The organism is Gemmatimonadota bacterium, assembly GCA_009838845.1.
Taxonomy (GTDB): Bacteria; Latescibacterota; UBA2968; order UBA2968; family UBA2968; genus VXRD01.
In genome coordinates, this window is sequence record VXRD01000046.1 from 1 (window position 1) to 16,343 (window position 16,343).

The following is a 16,343-nucleotide window of genomic DNA, read 5'->3' on the forward strand; positions in this document are numbered from 1 at the left end:
AACAAAAAAATACCAAATTTTTTTAAAATCCACACAAGTTAAAAAAAACCCGCCCGTTTTTACCGGGCGGTCGGGACGAATATCAAGACACAACCGGTGAATTGGTATCCGCTCTTTACTCGACAATACGAAAATAAACGTATCTCCTATCCGTCTGCTCAGTTTTCTTGTCCTTCGCCAATACGGTCAATTGATAAATACCTTCGGGCACCTGGTTCACATCAATCTGCAAATACGTGAAATCATCTTCTCGATTGCCTTCGTAACTCGCTGTTACTGTGCGGGTCAAATCGCCATCTTTTGATCTTTTGATCTTCAAGCCCTCAGCAGGTATGTGATGCACTTGCCCTCCGCTCGTATAAACCTTCGTCTCTCCCAACATAAGGCTGTCGGCAAACGCGCTACTGCCCACCTCGCTATCCTCTGACCGTCCGGTCTGCAACCCCTGGGCTTCTGCTATTTGCCCACTCCGCAGATCAATCTCCGTTTTACCCAGGGTCTCAATCAGACTTTGAGATGCGAACAAGATAGGAGATAGGGTATCCACCTTTGGCTTGCCGATGGTGTAGGAGATCTCATACTGCGTGCTGCCAAAATCGTCGCGCTGGAGATCGTACAGTTCCAGATAGATAAACACCGGTTCAGATGGTGAAAATGTGCGGACAGGGTTGGGGGTGATGAGCAGATCGTCACGGCTTTCTGGCAATGCTTTCTTCACTTGAATATTGCTGCCGACGAGCAGATCACTCAGGTGAAAGGTCTCCTGGCCATACAAGAACGGTTTCTCATCGCGTGCCACACCAATTAGACCAGATGTTTGATCCAACAATTCTACCGAAAAATGATAGCGTCCCTGGGGGACAGACAATGTGCGCGAGACCAACAGGTGATCATTGCGATGGCGTGTAGCGGCGTTTGAGGCTGGTTTCTGTGGTGGCAAAGTGAGGGTCCTGGATTGGCGATCACTATACATATCATTCCACTGCTGATCAAAGAAGAAGACGCCGTCCCAAAAATTCACCTTGCCTGTTTCAGGATCTTCTGTTAATCGGTCTTTTGGAATCATATAGCTGAGTTCGACGCGCACGCTGTCTCGTTCTTCAAAGGCAGCGATCTGATAGGGGAGGGTGTATTTTCGATTGAGATACGGATCGACAAATCGCTGTGCTATTTTTTTAAATATGTGATGCGAGGCTTCTGTCAATGTACGTGGTGCAAAGGAAGCCAGTGATCTTCGTCTCATAGCAAACGGTCGTACTCCCGCAGTATCAGCATATGATAACAACCGCTCAAACGTAAAGGCACTGATTTCTACTGTAGGGACCAGACTTGGGGTCTTGACCGTAGCACCGCCGCAAAAATGCCAGATATCATCCGTAGTACCACAAAATTTGATCTGAAAGTTTTCGTAATACCAGAACTCCACCATTGCGGAGTTGAAGACCTCTTTAGAATCCCATGTCGCTTTATAGGCTGTCATACGACGTCTATATCTTCCAAATTTGATATAAGTCTTCCCCATATCTGTCTGCCAGCCCTCAACATCATCTAAAAATCTCCTGAATCGCAAATTTGAGTATGCCATACGACCAAAGTGTGCCATCTTTCTTTCATTAAAATCAGACAAATAAAGTGGATCCTGGCGCTTCCAAAACATCTCGCGTTCCAATAATTCATCAATCGTCTGCGTCATATCGCGGGATGCATGATCTTCCTGGGACACAAGCAGGTCAATAGATTCGAGCAACTCGCGCTCTTCAACACTCATCAAGCCAAGAGCGCGTTGATAATAGTTATGGGATTTATTGAACTCGCCAATCTGATAGGCAGCAAGCCCACAGAATAATAGTGCATTTTTGTCATCTGGATATTGTGCGCGCAGGGCTTGCATCAGGGCATGGAAGGCATCCCAGTATTTATCTTCAAAGTAAAGTATGCCCAACAAATAATAGGGTTGCTGATTGGTCCCATCCAATTGGATGCTTTTTCGCAAGACCTGGAGTGCCTCTTGTTTGGCTTCCTCGGCAAAGATATTGAAATCTTTTATTTTGCGCCTCATTGCCATTGTCCTGTAATATTTTATACTGGACCCCAGGTCCATTGAACGATGTGCAGCCCTTCTATCCTTCTGTGACAGGAAATCATACACCCAGAACATACCCAGACTATTGAGGACATCCGTATTTTTCGGATGCTTTTTCATCACGTTCTTGAATTGGTTCAATGCCCGAAATCGAAAGCTCTGTGTCCACCAGATTTTTCCGCGTGTCAGCCGGTATTCAGCATTGTTGGGATCTCTTGAGATTGCCTGCTGTATCATTCGCATTGCACGCTGTCGGCCATTTACGCTGTCGCCCCGCAGATGCAGTTTGGCCAATTCGTTATATGCAGGCGCATAATCTCTGTCTTTGGAAATAATCTCCTCGAAGGTCTTGATGCTTTTCTCCCGACTCACCTTGCCGACTTGTTGCTCTGCCATGTGAAATAGTGAGTCTATTGTTGTTTCGCCTTTGGACGAGCCGAAACTTAAGAGGCACGTCAGTGCGATCAATCCGATATGAGTTGTAAATCGCATTGTTATTCCCTTCAAAAGGGAGTGGTCTTTTTATGAATCCGAATGATGTTATGCGAAATAATTAGCACATGAAGAAAAATATCCTATTAAAAATTCGCTGTCAAGCCCAAATAGCGAAATAATTAGCAATGATTTTTTTGCACAGGAGGTTGAAGTTGACTCAAAAATAAAAACCGCCCGTTGTTACCGGGCGGTTGAATGGGTATTAGAAACTCAAATTGAAGCAGGAGATTTAGTTTGTATCTAATAACTTCTTCACAGCCGCTTCTGTGCGATCATCACGCAGCTTCAGCGCGTTGATGACGCCGTTTTTATCTACCAGAAATACCGATGGGATGCCCCATACACCGTAGGATTTTGCTATTGTCCGCGCCTTATCTTCGTCAAATACTTGCACATAGCTCAACTTTTCTTCTTTGACAAAATCTCGCAGTGCTTGCTCATCGTAATCCAAACTCACGCCTACGACTTCCAGGCCCTGATCTCGATAGGTTTCGGCAATGCTTTTAATTGCTGGAATTTCATCGACGCACGGAGGACACCACGTTGCCCAAAAGTCGATCAACACGGCTTTTTTGTCCCGGTAATCTGCGAGTCGGAAGGTTGAACCATTTAGTCGCTTGGCCTCAAATTCAGGGGCTATATCTCCCACGCTCAAAGTCGGGCGTTCCTCCATTTCCAATGTCGCCATATAACTCAATTCTTTTTTATTTGTCAGATCAATAGTATCGACTTTGCTCCATCGTTTTCCTCCAGAATCGGGGTTGTCCATTTTGTGAAGAGAAATGGCAATCCGCCCAGAAGGTAGATCACGCAACTCAAACCGTCCGTCTTTATCCGTTTTCGCACCGCTTAGTGCGACAAAATTCTCAGGGCTATCGGCTACAATATGGGTACTTACATAAACATCTGAAATAGGCTGGTCGTTGTAAGTTACAACACCGGTGATTCGCGCATCGCCCAGGGATTCAAAGTTCAGCGTCACATCGCGATCTTCAATTACCAGTGTCTGAGCTTGAATTGGGCGATGTATTGTCATCTTGCGCCCGTCTATTTCCATTTCTTCAGGCGCTCTCACGGAAATATGATATTCCCCTGGCTCCAAATCGTCTAAACGATATGCACCATTAGCATCTGTATGGTCCGTTTCCGGATAAATAGGACCACTTGATCTTTTAAATGAAAAAGCCGTGATTTCCAGCCCTTCCACAGAACCTTCATTTAGTGATACCACGCCTGAAATAGAATACAATTGCAGACGTTTTACCTGGACGTTTATCACACCATTGGCAGACGCGATTTTTTGATTTGTAATAGTGATTTCGGGATGCGTCACCCAAACTTGACCTTTATCCACATCTATATTCTGAAGGGTAAATAAACCCGACGCATCGGTATAGGTATTGCGGTGAAAGGGGAGGGGAGGTGGTGTTGTATATTTAGCACGAGGAATCGGAGATCGGCCAAAGGCAACGCGCGCCTCTGCAAGGGGTTGGTCGGATTCATCAACAATGCGACCGCGCAGGGTTATTCCTTCTTTTAGGGTGATCGCTATCTGGTCTTCGACTGCATTTTCAACTATTAGCGCGGTTTGTGCATACCCTTTTGCAGTAACCTCAAAAGTAGCTCGCGGGCCCACAACTTGCCAGCCTTCAAATTTTCCATCGACATCTGTGGTCACGACCTGGGGAGATAGGCGCAGATCTTCTGAAGTATCATCGGAAATCACTACGACAGCATTGGCAATCGGATTATCGAATTTGTCGATTACGCGACCAGAGATGCGGCGCGAGTTGAGCAAGAGCAGATCAATGTCTTTAATTTTACTCTCGGGTTTTGCCTCAACGGTCACGGGTTCAGCCGCATTCTTAGACGCGATCCGTACGCGATATACGCCCGGGGTGACTTCGACGCGATAGCGACCATCTTCATCTGTCCTGGTTCCGGCATGCACCTCGCCATCGTCGTATTCAGCCCATATTCCCATATTTGCTACAGGCTGGCCATCGCCCTGATCGATTACTTTACCAGATATTGTTGTCAGGTGATCGATAGGCGGCTTATAAGATACAGTCCCAGAAACACACAGATAAAAAGATCCATCGCCTTTTTCAACCAGGCCCCATACAGAATCGCCGGGAATACCGTGTTTGCGCGTCAATCGCAACCACATCCCATCCTTATATCTCATCAAGCCTCTGGCTTCTACCACCGTTTGATCATCTCGATGTGTACCAAACCATAGATCGCCATTTTCTGTTTGCCAGATATTTCGAGACGCGCGAATGGGCAATCCCGCATGCGCATCCTGGTATTTCCAGGTTGTGCTGTCGAAGCTGGATATACCTCCTCTGCACCGCGTTATGGTGCGCCCAAGATGTGATCCATGTGCAGCCCAAAGTGTGCCTTTTTGATCGTAAAATAGCTCATAGATTTTGCGACCTTCGTACACATGGGCGTTGCGTATCTCTTCAACGGGAATACTATCGACAAGGTGAGATATCCATTTCCCATCTTTGTAATGGCTCAATCCGCGAAGGGTTGCGATCCACACGCCGCCTTTGGGATCGGGTTCTACATCGTAAACCCTATTGTGAATCAATCCATCTGCCACGGTATAGTTGTGCCAGGTTTTGCCGTCAAAGTGCAAAACCCCGTTTCCACCCTTGACGCGATCAACGCCACCGCGTGCTTTAATATCTTTATTACTCGTGCGAATCCATATTCCGCCATCTATATCTTCGGCAAATTTTGATCCAACACCGTGTTCTCCCAACCCCGTTTTGCTATCCCATATACGCCACGTTTTTTCAATAAAGTTCGCGATAATCGGGCGACCTTTATACGAGCCAGCAAACCACGCTGAGCCATTGCGTGCTTGCATAAAGGCACTGATGTAATTCAATGAACCACCTTCCGGCAATGTGAATTTTTGCCACATATCCCCATCTTGCAAATAAAGCCCATCGCTACCATGCCACCACAAGCGCCCATCGCGCATTTTCCACGGAAGCATTTGGCGCGACACTTTACTGGTATCGGTTATAGCAATGCCGCCCTCGAATACGGTGTGATCAGCAGGTGTTTGGTTATTAGCAGTACAGCCAATAGCCATTGTTCCTGTAATAAACATCACCGCGATGTTGAACAGTGTGTTATTCATGATAAATCTCCTCTCCTGAACCTTTTTACGCAATCGCGTCTCCCAGGTTCCATATAACATAGCCCACGCAGATTTATACGTCAATCAAAAGGCTTGACAAAATGTGTGTTCTCGTGGTTTGCGAACCCATCACATTGCAAGGCGTATAAAAATTGGCTATATTTGTTTACCTCTCCTCTTAACAAATTGGAGCAATACAATGGCTTATCTCCCCGGTGTTCTCGCTGCCGAACTCGTCGGCGGGAATCAGATGGCGCTCTACACGCGCGACCATTGCCACCTGCAACCCTTTTCCCCATGGTTGCTCGTTGAGACGCCCGAAGAGTCTGCCCGGTCTGGCTTTTCAGGAGTTTCAGATTGCGTGCGTCTCAAAGGCGGCGGCGAATTTCGCGCGCGGATACACTTTCACAACTGGTCTCATTTTCTCGCGGCACGCGACCGCCTCGCTCAGGATGGCATTCCGCATTTTAATTTTAACAATCCCGTGCGGCAGCATCTGACGCTTTCGGGCCAAACCCTCTTTAGAGAGATGCGCTACGGCGACCTCCACCGCTTGCAACTCGATATCGAGACCCTCACGCTCGATCCCTCGGCACCCGATGCAGAGATTATTCTCATCTCAGTTTCCGATTCTCAGGGATATGAGACTGTATTGAGCGCTACGGATATGAGCGAGGCAGATCTGCTTCGCAATCTCAACAAAGTGATCGAAGTGCGCAACCCCGATACGATTGAAGGCCACAATATTTTTGAATTTGACTTGCCCCATCTCGTCGCCCGCGCTCAACACTATGGCCTTTCCCTCACATGGGGGCGCAATGGGTCGGCATTGCGCGCAGGGCATGGGCAGCGCGTCTTCAAAGTTGGGGCACAAATCCCGGGCTTTCGCCCGGCTTATGTCCATGGGCGACATATTATCGACACGCTGCAACAGGTACAGCGTTATGATACCGGGGGCAAGCTGGAGCGCTATGGCCTCAAGCAAGTCATCCACGCACTCGGTCTTGAGCGGGCAGGGCGCACGTTTGTCGATGGGGAAGAAATTGCCCATACCTGGCGCACCAATCCGCAACGTCTCATTGACTACGCGCTCGACGATGTGCGCGATGTCAAAGCGCTCAGCGAGGTGGTCGTTCCCACTGAATTTTATCAGACACAGATTTTGCCATACAACTTTCAAGACGCTGCGATCAGCGGTCCGGGCGAGAAAATCAACGCTCTCATGGTAGGGCTTTATCTGCGGCGCAATCTCGCCATTCCCAAACCGCGGCCCTCAAAGGGATTTAGCGGTGGCTATACGCGACTCGTGGCTTCGGGTATTTTTAAGCGGGTGGTCAAAGCCGATGTCGAAAGTCTTTATCCATCGATTATGCTGACCCAACAGATTCGCCCGGCAACCGATACTGAAAATGCTTTTTTGCCCATGCTCGAACACCTTACGCAGCGACGCCTTGAGGCCAAGACAAATTTTCAAAGTGCACGTGATGAAACCGACCGCGCATACTGGGATGGGCTGCAGGGCAGTTACAAAATTCTCATCAATTCTTTTTACGGATATCTGGGATACGGACGCGCGTGTTTTAACGACTACCACGCCGCGGAAAAAATTACTGTAGTCGGGCAGCAAATCGCCCGCCAACTCGTGGCTGAGTTGCGCGATGCCGGTGGGGATATTATCGAAGTAGATACCGATGGGGCTTATTTTGTTGCGCCACCGCACGTCAAGACAGAGGCCGATGAAGAACAACTCATAGAGGAAATTTCGACTGCCTTGCCCCGTGGTATTCATCTCTCGCACGACGGTCGCTTTAAAGGGATGATCAGTCTCAAGGCAAAAAATTATATTCTCGTCGATTACGATGGTCGTGTCTCGCTTGTGGGCAGCAGCCTGCGAAGCCGACGCGATGAGCGCATCTTTCGACAGTTTATTGCAGAGATTGCGCCCCTGCTCGTCGATGGCGATACAGATGCCGCTTCTCGCGCATATCTATCTCTGGGACGCAAGTTGCAAGACGGCGAAATTGATCCCGAAGATTTTTGCCGGTTTGAACGCATTACTAAAAAAACCTTTTCCAACCCGAATCTGAGCCGACTTGCTATGGCCGCTGCGGGTTGTCGCATTGGCGAGCGGATTGCGGTTTACCAGTGCCAGGATGGCTCCCTTTCCCGAACAGAATTTTTTACCCACGATGAAGACCGGGGCTATTTGTTGCGCCGATTGCACGATATGGCCGAGCGTTTTCGCGTTCTATTTCCCGATGGCGAATTCCGCCGTCTATTTCCCTTGATCCAGCCCGTCGCACGCGATCAACTCTGTCTGTTCTAACAAAAAAAGAGCAGGTAATTACCTGCTCTTTAATCCAAAAATTATGTAATAGGTGCTTGCGCTTTTGTTTAGTGCCCGCGATCCAATAACCGAGCAAGGCCGGATCCGGTCACGCGCCCAGTGCGGTCTGTTACGCGAACCCGTGTAACTACCACATTGCTCGTATCGCCCACGCCCTGTATCAAGTCTGCCACGCGCAGTTCAAAAATGTAATCTGCCGGTGCAGGCACGGGAAACTCGGGCGATGGTCCACTGCTATTTTGCAATCCCACGCGCGGTCCTGAAATCTGTGTCCAAAAATACATCAGCGCGTCCTGGTCTGGATCCGAACTGCCGGTGCCGTCTAAGATCACGCGCAACTCATCGTGAAAACCCAATTCCCGATCTGGGCCGACAACAGCAATGGGAGGGGCTTGCGTTACGGCAATACGCACGCCTGAGGTCACCAATATCTCAGATTGGCCGTCACCCAATTCTAAAAACAGTTCGTAAACACCGGGTTCAATGGGTGCTTTCCATACAACTGTTACCGAATCTTGAAACAGGTCAATCAGCGTATCCGCACGGCTGGCAGCAAATTCTCCTCCGGTCGCAATCCAGCGAAAATCCAACTCATCATTGTCTGGATCATCCGTCACGATGGTAATTTGTACTTCCTGTCCACGCCCCACTGATGGGTCAGACCCTCGGTCTGTGCGCAAATCCAGTAACTTGGGACCTTGCTGACGGTCGAGCAAGCTACAACCACCCAGACAGGATATACAGACACAGGTAAAAAATAATAGATGCGTTAGTTTCTGCATGACAAGACCATACGCCAGGGATTCTTTTTGTCAATACAATATCCAACAATTAAATAAGGTTTCTGTTCCAGAAATTTGTGAAGTTCTCCCAGCCCCAGCCCCTAACTTATTTCTCTTTTCGACATACCTGCCACACGGCTGCACTGAGGGTCAGAGCTGCAAATGCCACACTTATTATACCGCAAAACCAAAAATGGGTATTTGCACCAGATGTTGTGAGGTAAAGAGATTGGCGCAAACCATCCATACCGTAAGTCAATGGATTTATTGCCATCAGGTACGCCAGCCAGCGCGACGCGCCTTCTGCGGGGAAAAATGCGCCAGATAATGCCCACATGGGGAATAATAACAAATTCATCACCGCGTGAAATCCCGCAGTGGATGAAGCCTGCCAGGCTATTGCGAAGCCCAGAGCAGTGAGGGCAATGCCCAGTACAGCTAAAAATATGAGGGTCATGCCCAGAGATACGATGCTGATTGGAATATCTAAAAATGCCAAAAATACCAAAAATATCAGGCTTTCCAAAAAGGCGAGAGTTCCACCACCCAAAACCTTGCCGAACACCAATCCAATCCGCGATACGGGTGCGACCAGCACCGATTGCATAAATCCTTCGCGCCGGTCTTCAATGACCGAAATGGTCGAAAAGATCGCTGTAAATAACACAATCAGCAATAATATTCCCGGATAAATATATTCCAGATATCCACTGGAAATACCCAGGGGTGCGAAAGACTTTTCAAAACCAGCTCCCAATAGCAACCAGAACACGAGAGGTTGGCCTATTGCACCGAATAATCGATTGCGATCTCGGACGAAGCGCACCAGTTCGCGCCGCCAGAGCGACACCACGGGCAACCAGAAAGCCATTCGCACTACTGACCCTCCACGTGAAATCCGTGTCCTGTTCGCTGCACAAAAACATCCTCAAGTGTGGGCACGCTTAAGGTCATGGCTTGAACTTCCTCTCGCAGAAGGGGATACAACTGCGCCAACAGTCCTTGCCCGTCATCGCAGGGAATACGCACCTGCCCGTCAATTATCTGGACATCGCGGCCTAAAATTTTTTCGATTTGTAATTGCAGGCTTTTGGAATCGCGTGTCTCAAGGGTAATTACTTCGCACCCGACTGTGCGCTTCAATGCCTCGGGCGTGCCTTCGGCAATTAGCTGTCCGCGATCTAAAATGCCAATGCGGTCACAGCGCTCGGCTTCTTCTATAAAATGGGTCGTCAATATCAGTGTCGTGCCATAGGTCTGCCGCAAAATATCCAGATCGTCCCAAAACCTCCGACGCGCACCGGGATCAAGCCCTGTGCAGGGTTCATCAAAGATCAATATTTCGGGGCGGTGCAACAAACTTTTGCACAGTTCAACGCGCCGCTGTAAGCCGCCAGATAGTACTTCGACTCGATCTTTTGCGCGATCTGTGAGGGTCATCATGTCGAGGACTTCTTCAATGCGTTGGAAGAGCAAGCGGCCTTTCAAGCCATAGAGATGGCCTTGATAGCGCAAATTCTCCAGTACAGTCAAACGCGCGTCCAGGCTGGGATGTTGAAATACCACCCCGATGTGTGTGCGCACAGCACTGGCAGTGGCGTTTTTGCCCAACAGGCGAATCGTGCCGTGATCGGGAGGCAGCATAGTACACAACATGCGAAATAGGGTGGTCTTTCCCCCTCCATTGGGGCCTAAAAGACCGTACATCTCTCCGGTCATCACCTGTAATGTGATACTGTCTAATGCCACGCGCTCGCCAAATTTATGGCTCACATTTTCGACATTTATTGCTACTTGCAATTGATTGCTCCTGCACATACAAAGAAAGGTGATAGGTCAGCCTATCACCTCCTGTATCTTCCAAATCGGATGCACACTTGTCTCACGTAATTTTGTCCAACATCATCACTGTCCACAATACGGGCAGATATATGAGGGTTGCTCGCATCAGGCGGCGTGCCAATACATCTGTGCGCGATTGCGCAAAGGTCAAACTGGCGTACAACAGGCCCAGGCCGAGCAACACAGCAACGCCGAAATACGCGACACCAGCCATACCCAATAACGCTGGCATCAGGCTGCACGACAACAAGACCAGGGTATAAAGTACCACCTGATGGGCAGTTCTATGGCCTTGCGGGTCTTCTATGGGTAGCATGCGAAATCCACCGCGTGCATAATCTTCTCGATAAAGCCAGGCTATGGACAAAAAATGGGGGAATTGCCACAAAAACAAAATGCCAAACAGGGCCAGTGCTTCGCCACTCAAAACACCTGTTGCTGCGGTCCATCCACCCACTGGCGGCAATGCGCCTGCAATGGCTCCAATCGCTGTATTGTGCGGTGTTTTGGGCTTTAAGGGCGTATAGAGGAGCAAATATACCACCACGGTTAATAAGCCCACTAGTGCGGTCAAGTAGTTGACCAGCACCCCCAGATAGACAATGCCCATACCACTTAAAATTAACCCAAACCAACAGGCCAGTTCTGGCGCAATGCGTCCCGCAGGGAGTGGTCGGTCGGCTGTGCGTCCCATTCTCGCATCGCGCTCGCGCTCCATAAACTGGTTTAAAATACCCGTGCCAGATGTAGTTAAAAAAGTGGCGAATAGCACATGGAAGATATGAATCGGATCGGGAACATATCCCATGCCGAGGACATATCCCACAGAAGTGCTAAACACGACCATCAGTCCAATCCGAAATTTAATTAAAACAAATAAGTCATTTACAAATGTTTTTGCCTGTACCAGTTCGGCGTTCATAAAAGATATTCTTAAAAAAGAGGTTGATCAAAAGCACCACTTATTTTTTGAAGCCATAACAATACCAGCTTTTGGGCTGTGAGTCAAGTACAAGAAAGATTTGCGTTTGCGCATTGCCAACTTGCCCAAATGCAGTGCGTAAAATGTTGGCTTTTTTTCAGTAGCTGTTTTAAAATACCCGGTGTGTTTACGAGCGGAGGAAGATATGCAACGTCTAATATTGACTGTCCAGGAAGAGAGCGGGATCGAACGCCGTGCGTGGCCTGTGACCCGGGGCGTGCCTCTGCCACAGGGAGCCGTAGCCGAATGCGCCGATTTGTGGTTGGAGGATGCTCGGGGACGGGCTGTAAACCTGCAAAGTCGTCCGCTGAGCCATTGGCCCGACGGCAGTATCAAGTGGGTCCTGGTCGATTTTCAAGCCGACGTGGTCGGATCAACGGTTTACCACTTGTGTTATGCTGGCGAAGCCCCTCGCGCTACTCCGGCGAATCGACTGCAAATAAGCGAGAGCGACGAGCGCATTGTCGTGTGTACCGGCCCCTTGCGCTTTGCCGTGAGTCGGCAGCGCTATGGCCTGGTACACGCGGTATCATTGGGGCGGCAGGAGGCCGATGGCTTTGTCGAAGAAGTCGCTGTGAGTTCGCAAGGCGGCGACAGTTGGGCCGATATTTGCGAGGCTTTTGAGATTGGGGAGACCCAGCGGCGGATCTATGGCATGGGTGGGATGTGCCGGGCATCGCTGGGGGAAAGCGCGTACCGGGTCCAGGTGGAAGAATCCGGGCCTCTACGGGCGGTGATTCGCTGCGAAGGTGCCCTGGAATCCGAGGCGCCTATGCACCACTACGTCGGCTATCAACCATTTCGTTTCGTGACGCGGATATACGCCTTTGCCGGACACGCCTTTTTGCGGGTCTTGCACACCGTCGTGGTGGCCTGCGATCCAGATCAGACCGAATTGCGGGAACTGGCCGTGCGAATCCCGGTGGATTGGGCGGGAAAACGACGCTATCGGGTGGGTGGAAATCGGTGTATGGAAGGCGTTCTGGGTCAGGACGAAGGCCTGCTTTTGGCTCAGCGTCAGGATCGCCACTTCCGCCTGGCGCGGCGGCGCAGCGGGCACTCAGAGAGGATAGCTGAAGGAGAACGGGCCGGTGGGTGGGCGGTGTTGGAGGGCGAGGAAGCCGGGGTCGGGGTGGCGTTGCGCTATATGGCCGAGGAATACCCCAAAGCCATAGGCGTGGATCGAGGGGGGATCGACGTGTTTTTGTGGAAAGATCCGGATGGCGGGCGACTGCATTTCAAGCGCTATGCCGAGGAAGTGGCCTGGCACGAGGGAGAAGGCGTGTACAGCGATGGCCTGGGCACGGCCAAAACCTCGGAATTTTTTATCGATTACTTCCAGCGCAATACCAGCGAAGAAGCCCCCCAACGGCTGACGGCTTTGCTCGATTGGCCACACGTCGCGGTTGATCCCGGCTGGATGGCTCACTGCGAAGTCGCCGGCGGCTTTGCGGTCCGCGCGGTAGATGCCTTTCCGCACTCCGAGCGCATGCTCGACGGCTTCCTCGAGTGGATGGCGCGCAGTATTGAGGTCAATCGCTGGCGCGGTTTTTTTGACTGGGGCGATGTGCTCGTGGCCTGGGAGGAATCGACCGGCGACTGGCGCTTCCGGGGCAGGTGGGGCTGGTGCAACAGCGAGTGGGACCCGCGCCACGGGGTGTGGATCCAGTATTTGCGCAGCGGGGCAGGGCGCTGGTTCCGTCTCGGTGAGGCTATGACCCGGCACTCGATGGATGTCGATACCTGCCACTACCACCCGCTCAGGCCGTATCGGGTCGGCGGCTGTTTCCGACACAGCATCGACCACTTTGGCGACGAGCCTTGTGCTTCGCACACTTTTATCGACAACTGGATTGACTATTACTACTTGACGGGCGACCACCGGACATTGGAGGTGCTCGGGGAAGCTGGCGAATTTTTCCTGCGCTATCGCTGGAGCGAAGATTCCCGTTTTTCCTTTAGTTTGCGCAGCATTGCCAACACTTTGCGCGGTCTGCTGTATTTGTGGGAACTAACGGGCAAGGCGCGTTTCAAACAGCGCGCCGAAGAAATTTTTCAGGTCATCGCCCGGGGTCAGAACGACGACGGCAGTTGGCACAAGCGCTTTCAGGTTTCCACCCCCGATCGGTTGCCCGACCAGGCACCCTACGGCATGGCTACCGAAGGTACGACCCTGGCCGTGGAAATGGGCACCGCAACGCCTTTTACCCCGGCTGAGCACAAGGCCCTGGGCGGGGCTTCTGCCGAGGGCAAACACGTGCTGTCCTACGCCGACCAGAAGGGCTATCAGATCCACTATTTAATGATCGGCCTCGAATTGCTACACCGATTGACAGGCCGGACCGATGTGGCAAAATGCTATCTGCGGGCTGTGGATTGGTTTTGCGGTGGGCCGGACGTTTTCGATTCCGAAATGGCGTGGAAGCAGCGCTACGGCGGGGTGCTATGCCGCCACCTGAGCTATGCATACAGGCTGACAGGCGAGCGGGGCTATTTGGAGGTGGGCCGGCAACTGCTGCGCCGCTTGGCCGAATCGCAGGATTGGAGCGACGATCCCAAAAGGCGCGGCGCAGTGGGACTGAGCCCGATGTACTTGAGCCTGCTGTTTTTCGGCGTGCCCCATTTGTTGGGTGCTCTGCAAGACGCGGGGATGGACGAGTGGCTATAGGGCGGTGCGGGCATTCTCTAAAAATTGTGCACATTATGCCCTTGCAGGGGGAACCAGAACCAATCTATGATAAAGACTAGGCCCGTGCTGACCGCCTGTGCTGCCAGCAAGCCGATGAAAAACGGCTTTCCCCTTTCGTACAATTGCACGCCGCCCATTTTCATGACAACCGCTTTGATTGACCAGACAATAAAAATCGAAAAGACCGTCTTGCTCACGCCGTAGTTCCCCTGCATAGCCAGGCCAATCGGGTGCAGGGGCCACCACGGCACCCAGTAGCGAACGGTCGTCAAAATCGCCATCAGTCCCATGCCGATAAATGCCCACATGACCCTGCCATTGCCGCCGGGCGCCAGGGGATTTCGTATTTCTGTAATCACAAAATCAAACGCCACAGGTCCCGTCTTCTTCATCCCCATATTGCCCAGATTATAGGCTCCGTATTCATAACTCAAATACAGGGTATCCACTATTGAGATGGTGAAACCCAGTGCGAGTGCCAGCCACAGCACTGGTGTAATTCGCCGCGGACTGACGACCTTATCCACTGCTTTTACCGCTTGCGTAAACGGCGGCATTAAAAATCCCTTCCCAATATCGGGCCACTGATTAAACACATGCATAAACCCGAGCACTACCACACCGGAAAGCCCGACTATGCCCGAACCGAATGCCTGTACTACGGCATCGTGGGGCTGAATGCGATAATACACATAGACCAATCCCAATTCCGCAATGGCGCGCGCAAGGCCTAAAAACAACAACATCGCCAAAATGAGAAAGGAGAATACCACCCACAAGGGCATGCCCGCCGTATATAGCCACGCCGAGACAAATGCAAATGCACCCAATAAGCCGAACACCGCCATGCGATAGGACAATAATTCACCGCTATCATCCACTTCGCAATTGGGATATAGCGCCTTGCGTATCACTGCTTTCAAATGCGCGCGCGCCATCCACAATCCCCAGGCAGACAAAAAGATCAATGCGCCCATGCTTTGCCAGCCCAGAGCATCGCTTGTCCAGTGGTGGGTTGCTGCGCCGATTTGGTACCCAAAGATATTGAATACATATACCTGAAACGCGGTTAAAATAATGAAAAACCACACGCTGAACAGCACGTCCAGGCGCGCAAAATACCCGAATCCAATGGCGTAAAAACTCAGGCGATTTACCATCCAGGGAAAGTCTGGAATCGGTTGCCACTGTGTTTGTTCGATGTCAATATGCGGAAATGCCGGGGTAAAATAAGACGCGATATTCCACAATTTCAAGAGCATGACCAGAGAAAATGCGATCCAGAATAGGGGAGAGCGAAATGTTTTTTCCAGTCCGCCGCCTTTCTCTGTCTCTGCCAGTGATTGTGCGACTTCGACAAGTGGATATGCCAAACGCTCGTAATCCACCCATTGCTTTCGCAAAATTACGACCAGGCAAAATACCCCAAAGCCCATTGCACCGAAAAAACACATCCACCAGAAAACGGGCACTGCCCACACGCGCCACGGGGGGGATCCGCCTCCGCCTTCAAAAAACCGCGTCATTTCACCGGTGGCATTCGAGGGTGCGAGCCATGTGGGGATGGTGTCGTGTATAAAACCCCAGCCGTTTTCCACCGATGCGAAATAATAAGGAGCTGCCAGAACGCCGAAGAAGTGTCCCGTCAATCCGTCGTAAGCCAGCGCGATTCCCACAAAGCCCGACCCCAGGACCACCAGCAATTCCGAACGGGAAAGCCCCCAGCCAGTTCGCAAGTGATTCAATGTCAGGTTGAGAGTACACGCGATCAAAAACGGAAAGAAAAACGCCATGGGGAAGTGGCTGCGGCTGATGTTCGATCCCGACGTATAGTACGGCATCCACTCATTCCACAGCACGCTTGCAGTAATCACCACTATCGATGCAATTACCGATCGCGTTGTCACCGCCCGCACGGGTGTTGTTTCCGAGAGTTGTTTGAATCGCTCTGCCATGATAAGTT

Annotated in this window: 9 protein-coding genes; 2 read left to right on the plus strand and 7 right to left on the minus strand. The window is 50.8% G+C overall.

Annotated features, from left to right (window positions below; genetic code table 11):
• Window positions 1-115: 115 nt before the first annotated feature.
• Both F4Y39_07065 and F4Y39_07070 read right to left on the minus strand, forming a co-directional pair.
• A complete protein-coding gene (locus tag F4Y39_07065; protein MYC13475.1) occupies window positions 116-2,575 on the minus strand; it encodes a GWxTD domain-containing protein in 2,460 nt (819 codons plus the stop codon).
• Window positions 2,576-2,807: 232 nt separating this feature from the next.
• Window positions 2,808-5,798 (minus strand): redoxin domain-containing protein, encoded by a 2,991-nt coding sequence (locus tag F4Y39_07070; protein ID MYC13476.1) that lies wholly within the window; start codon window positions 5,796-5,798, stop codon window positions 2,808-2,810.
• 139 nt (window positions 5,799-5,937) lie between these two features.
• Between F4Y39_07070 and F4Y39_07075 the strand changes: the two genes are divergently transcribed.
• Window positions 5,938-8,064, plus strand: a complete 2,127-nt coding sequence (locus F4Y39_07075) for a DNA polymerase (GenBank protein MYC13477.1) — start codon at window positions 5,938-5,940, stop codon at window positions 8,062-8,064.
• A 68-nt stretch (window positions 8,065-8,132) separates the two neighbouring features.
• Here the strand turns inward: F4Y39_07075 and F4Y39_07080 are convergent, their stop codons facing one another.
• From F4Y39_07080 to cyoE, 4 genes are all read right to left on the minus strand, one after another.
• A complete protein-coding gene (locus F4Y39_07080) occupies window positions 8,133-8,867 on the minus strand; it encodes a hypothetical protein (protein MYC13478.1) in 735 nt (244 codons plus the stop codon).
• 106 nt (window positions 8,868-8,973) lie between these two features.
• Window positions 8,974-9,738: a multidrug ABC transporter permease gene (locus F4Y39_07085; GenBank protein MYC13479.1), complete on the minus strand. Its 765-nt coding sequence runs from the start codon at window positions 9,736-9,738 to the stop codon at window positions 8,974-8,976.
• A 5-nt stretch (window positions 9,739-9,743) separates the two neighbouring features.
• Window positions 9,744-10,685 (minus strand): ATP-binding cassette domain-containing protein, encoded by a 942-nt coding sequence (locus F4Y39_07090; protein ID MYC13480.1) that lies wholly within the window; start codon window positions 10,683-10,685, stop codon window positions 9,744-9,746.
• Window positions 10,686-10,749: 64 nt separating this feature from the next.
• Entirely contained in the window at window positions 10,750-11,631 is an 882-nt protein-coding gene (gene cyoE / locus F4Y39_07095) for a protoheme IX farnesyltransferase (GenBank protein MYC13481.1), read from the minus strand.
• Window positions 11,632-11,836: 205 nt separating this feature from the next.
• Between cyoE and F4Y39_07100 the strand changes: the two genes are divergently transcribed.
• A complete protein-coding gene (locus F4Y39_07100) occupies window positions 11,837-14,359 on the plus strand; it encodes a hypothetical protein (GenBank protein ID MYC13482.1) in 2,523 nt (840 codons plus the stop codon).
• Between the two features lie 17 nt (window positions 14,360-14,376).
• Here F4Y39_07100 and F4Y39_07105 read toward each other — a convergent pair whose 3' ends face one another.
• Window positions 14,377-16,335, minus strand: a complete 1,959-nt coding sequence (locus F4Y39_07105; GenBank protein MYC13483.1) for a hypothetical protein — start codon at window positions 16,333-16,335, stop codon at window positions 14,377-14,379.
• Window positions 16,336-16,343 lie beyond the last annotated feature (8 nt).

What these genes read in the sequence shown, in the direction of transcription:
- F4Y39_07100 (MYC13482.1), top strand. Translation starts at nt 11,837, where the DNA reads ATGCAACGTCTAATATTGACTGTCCAGGAAGAGAGCGGGATCGAACGC.
- F4Y39_07080 (MYC13478.1), bottom strand. Translation starts at nt 8,867, where the DNA reads ATGCAGAAACTAACGCATCTATTATTTTTTACCTGTGTCTGTATATCC.
- F4Y39_07085 (MYC13479.1), bottom strand. Translation starts at nt 9,738, where the DNA reads ATGGCTTTCTGGTTGCCCGTGGTGTCGCTCTGGCGGCGCGAACTGGTG.
- F4Y39_07070 (MYC13476.1), bottom strand. Translation starts at nt 5,798, where the DNA reads ATGTTATATGGAACCTGGGAGACGCGATTGCGTAAAAAGGTTCAGGAG.
- F4Y39_07065 (MYC13475.1), bottom strand. Translation starts at nt 2,575, where the DNA reads ATGCGATTTACAACTCATATCGGATTGATCGCACTGACGTGCCTCTTA.
- F4Y39_07075 (MYC13477.1), top strand. Translation starts at nt 5,938, where the DNA reads ATGGCTTATCTCCCCGGTGTTCTCGCTGCCGAACTCGTCGGCGGGAAT.
- F4Y39_07090 (MYC13480.1), bottom strand. Translation starts at nt 10,685, where the DNA reads ATGTGCAGGAGCAATCAATTGCAAGTAGCAATAAATGTCGAAAATGTG.
- cyoE (MYC13481.1), bottom strand. Translation starts at nt 11,631, where the DNA reads ATGAACGCCGAACTGGTACAGGCAAAAACATTTGTAAATGACTTATTT.
- F4Y39_07105 (MYC13483.1), bottom strand. Translation starts at nt 16,335, where the DNA reads ATGGCAGAGCGATTCAAACAACTCTCGGAAACAACACCCGTGCGGGCG.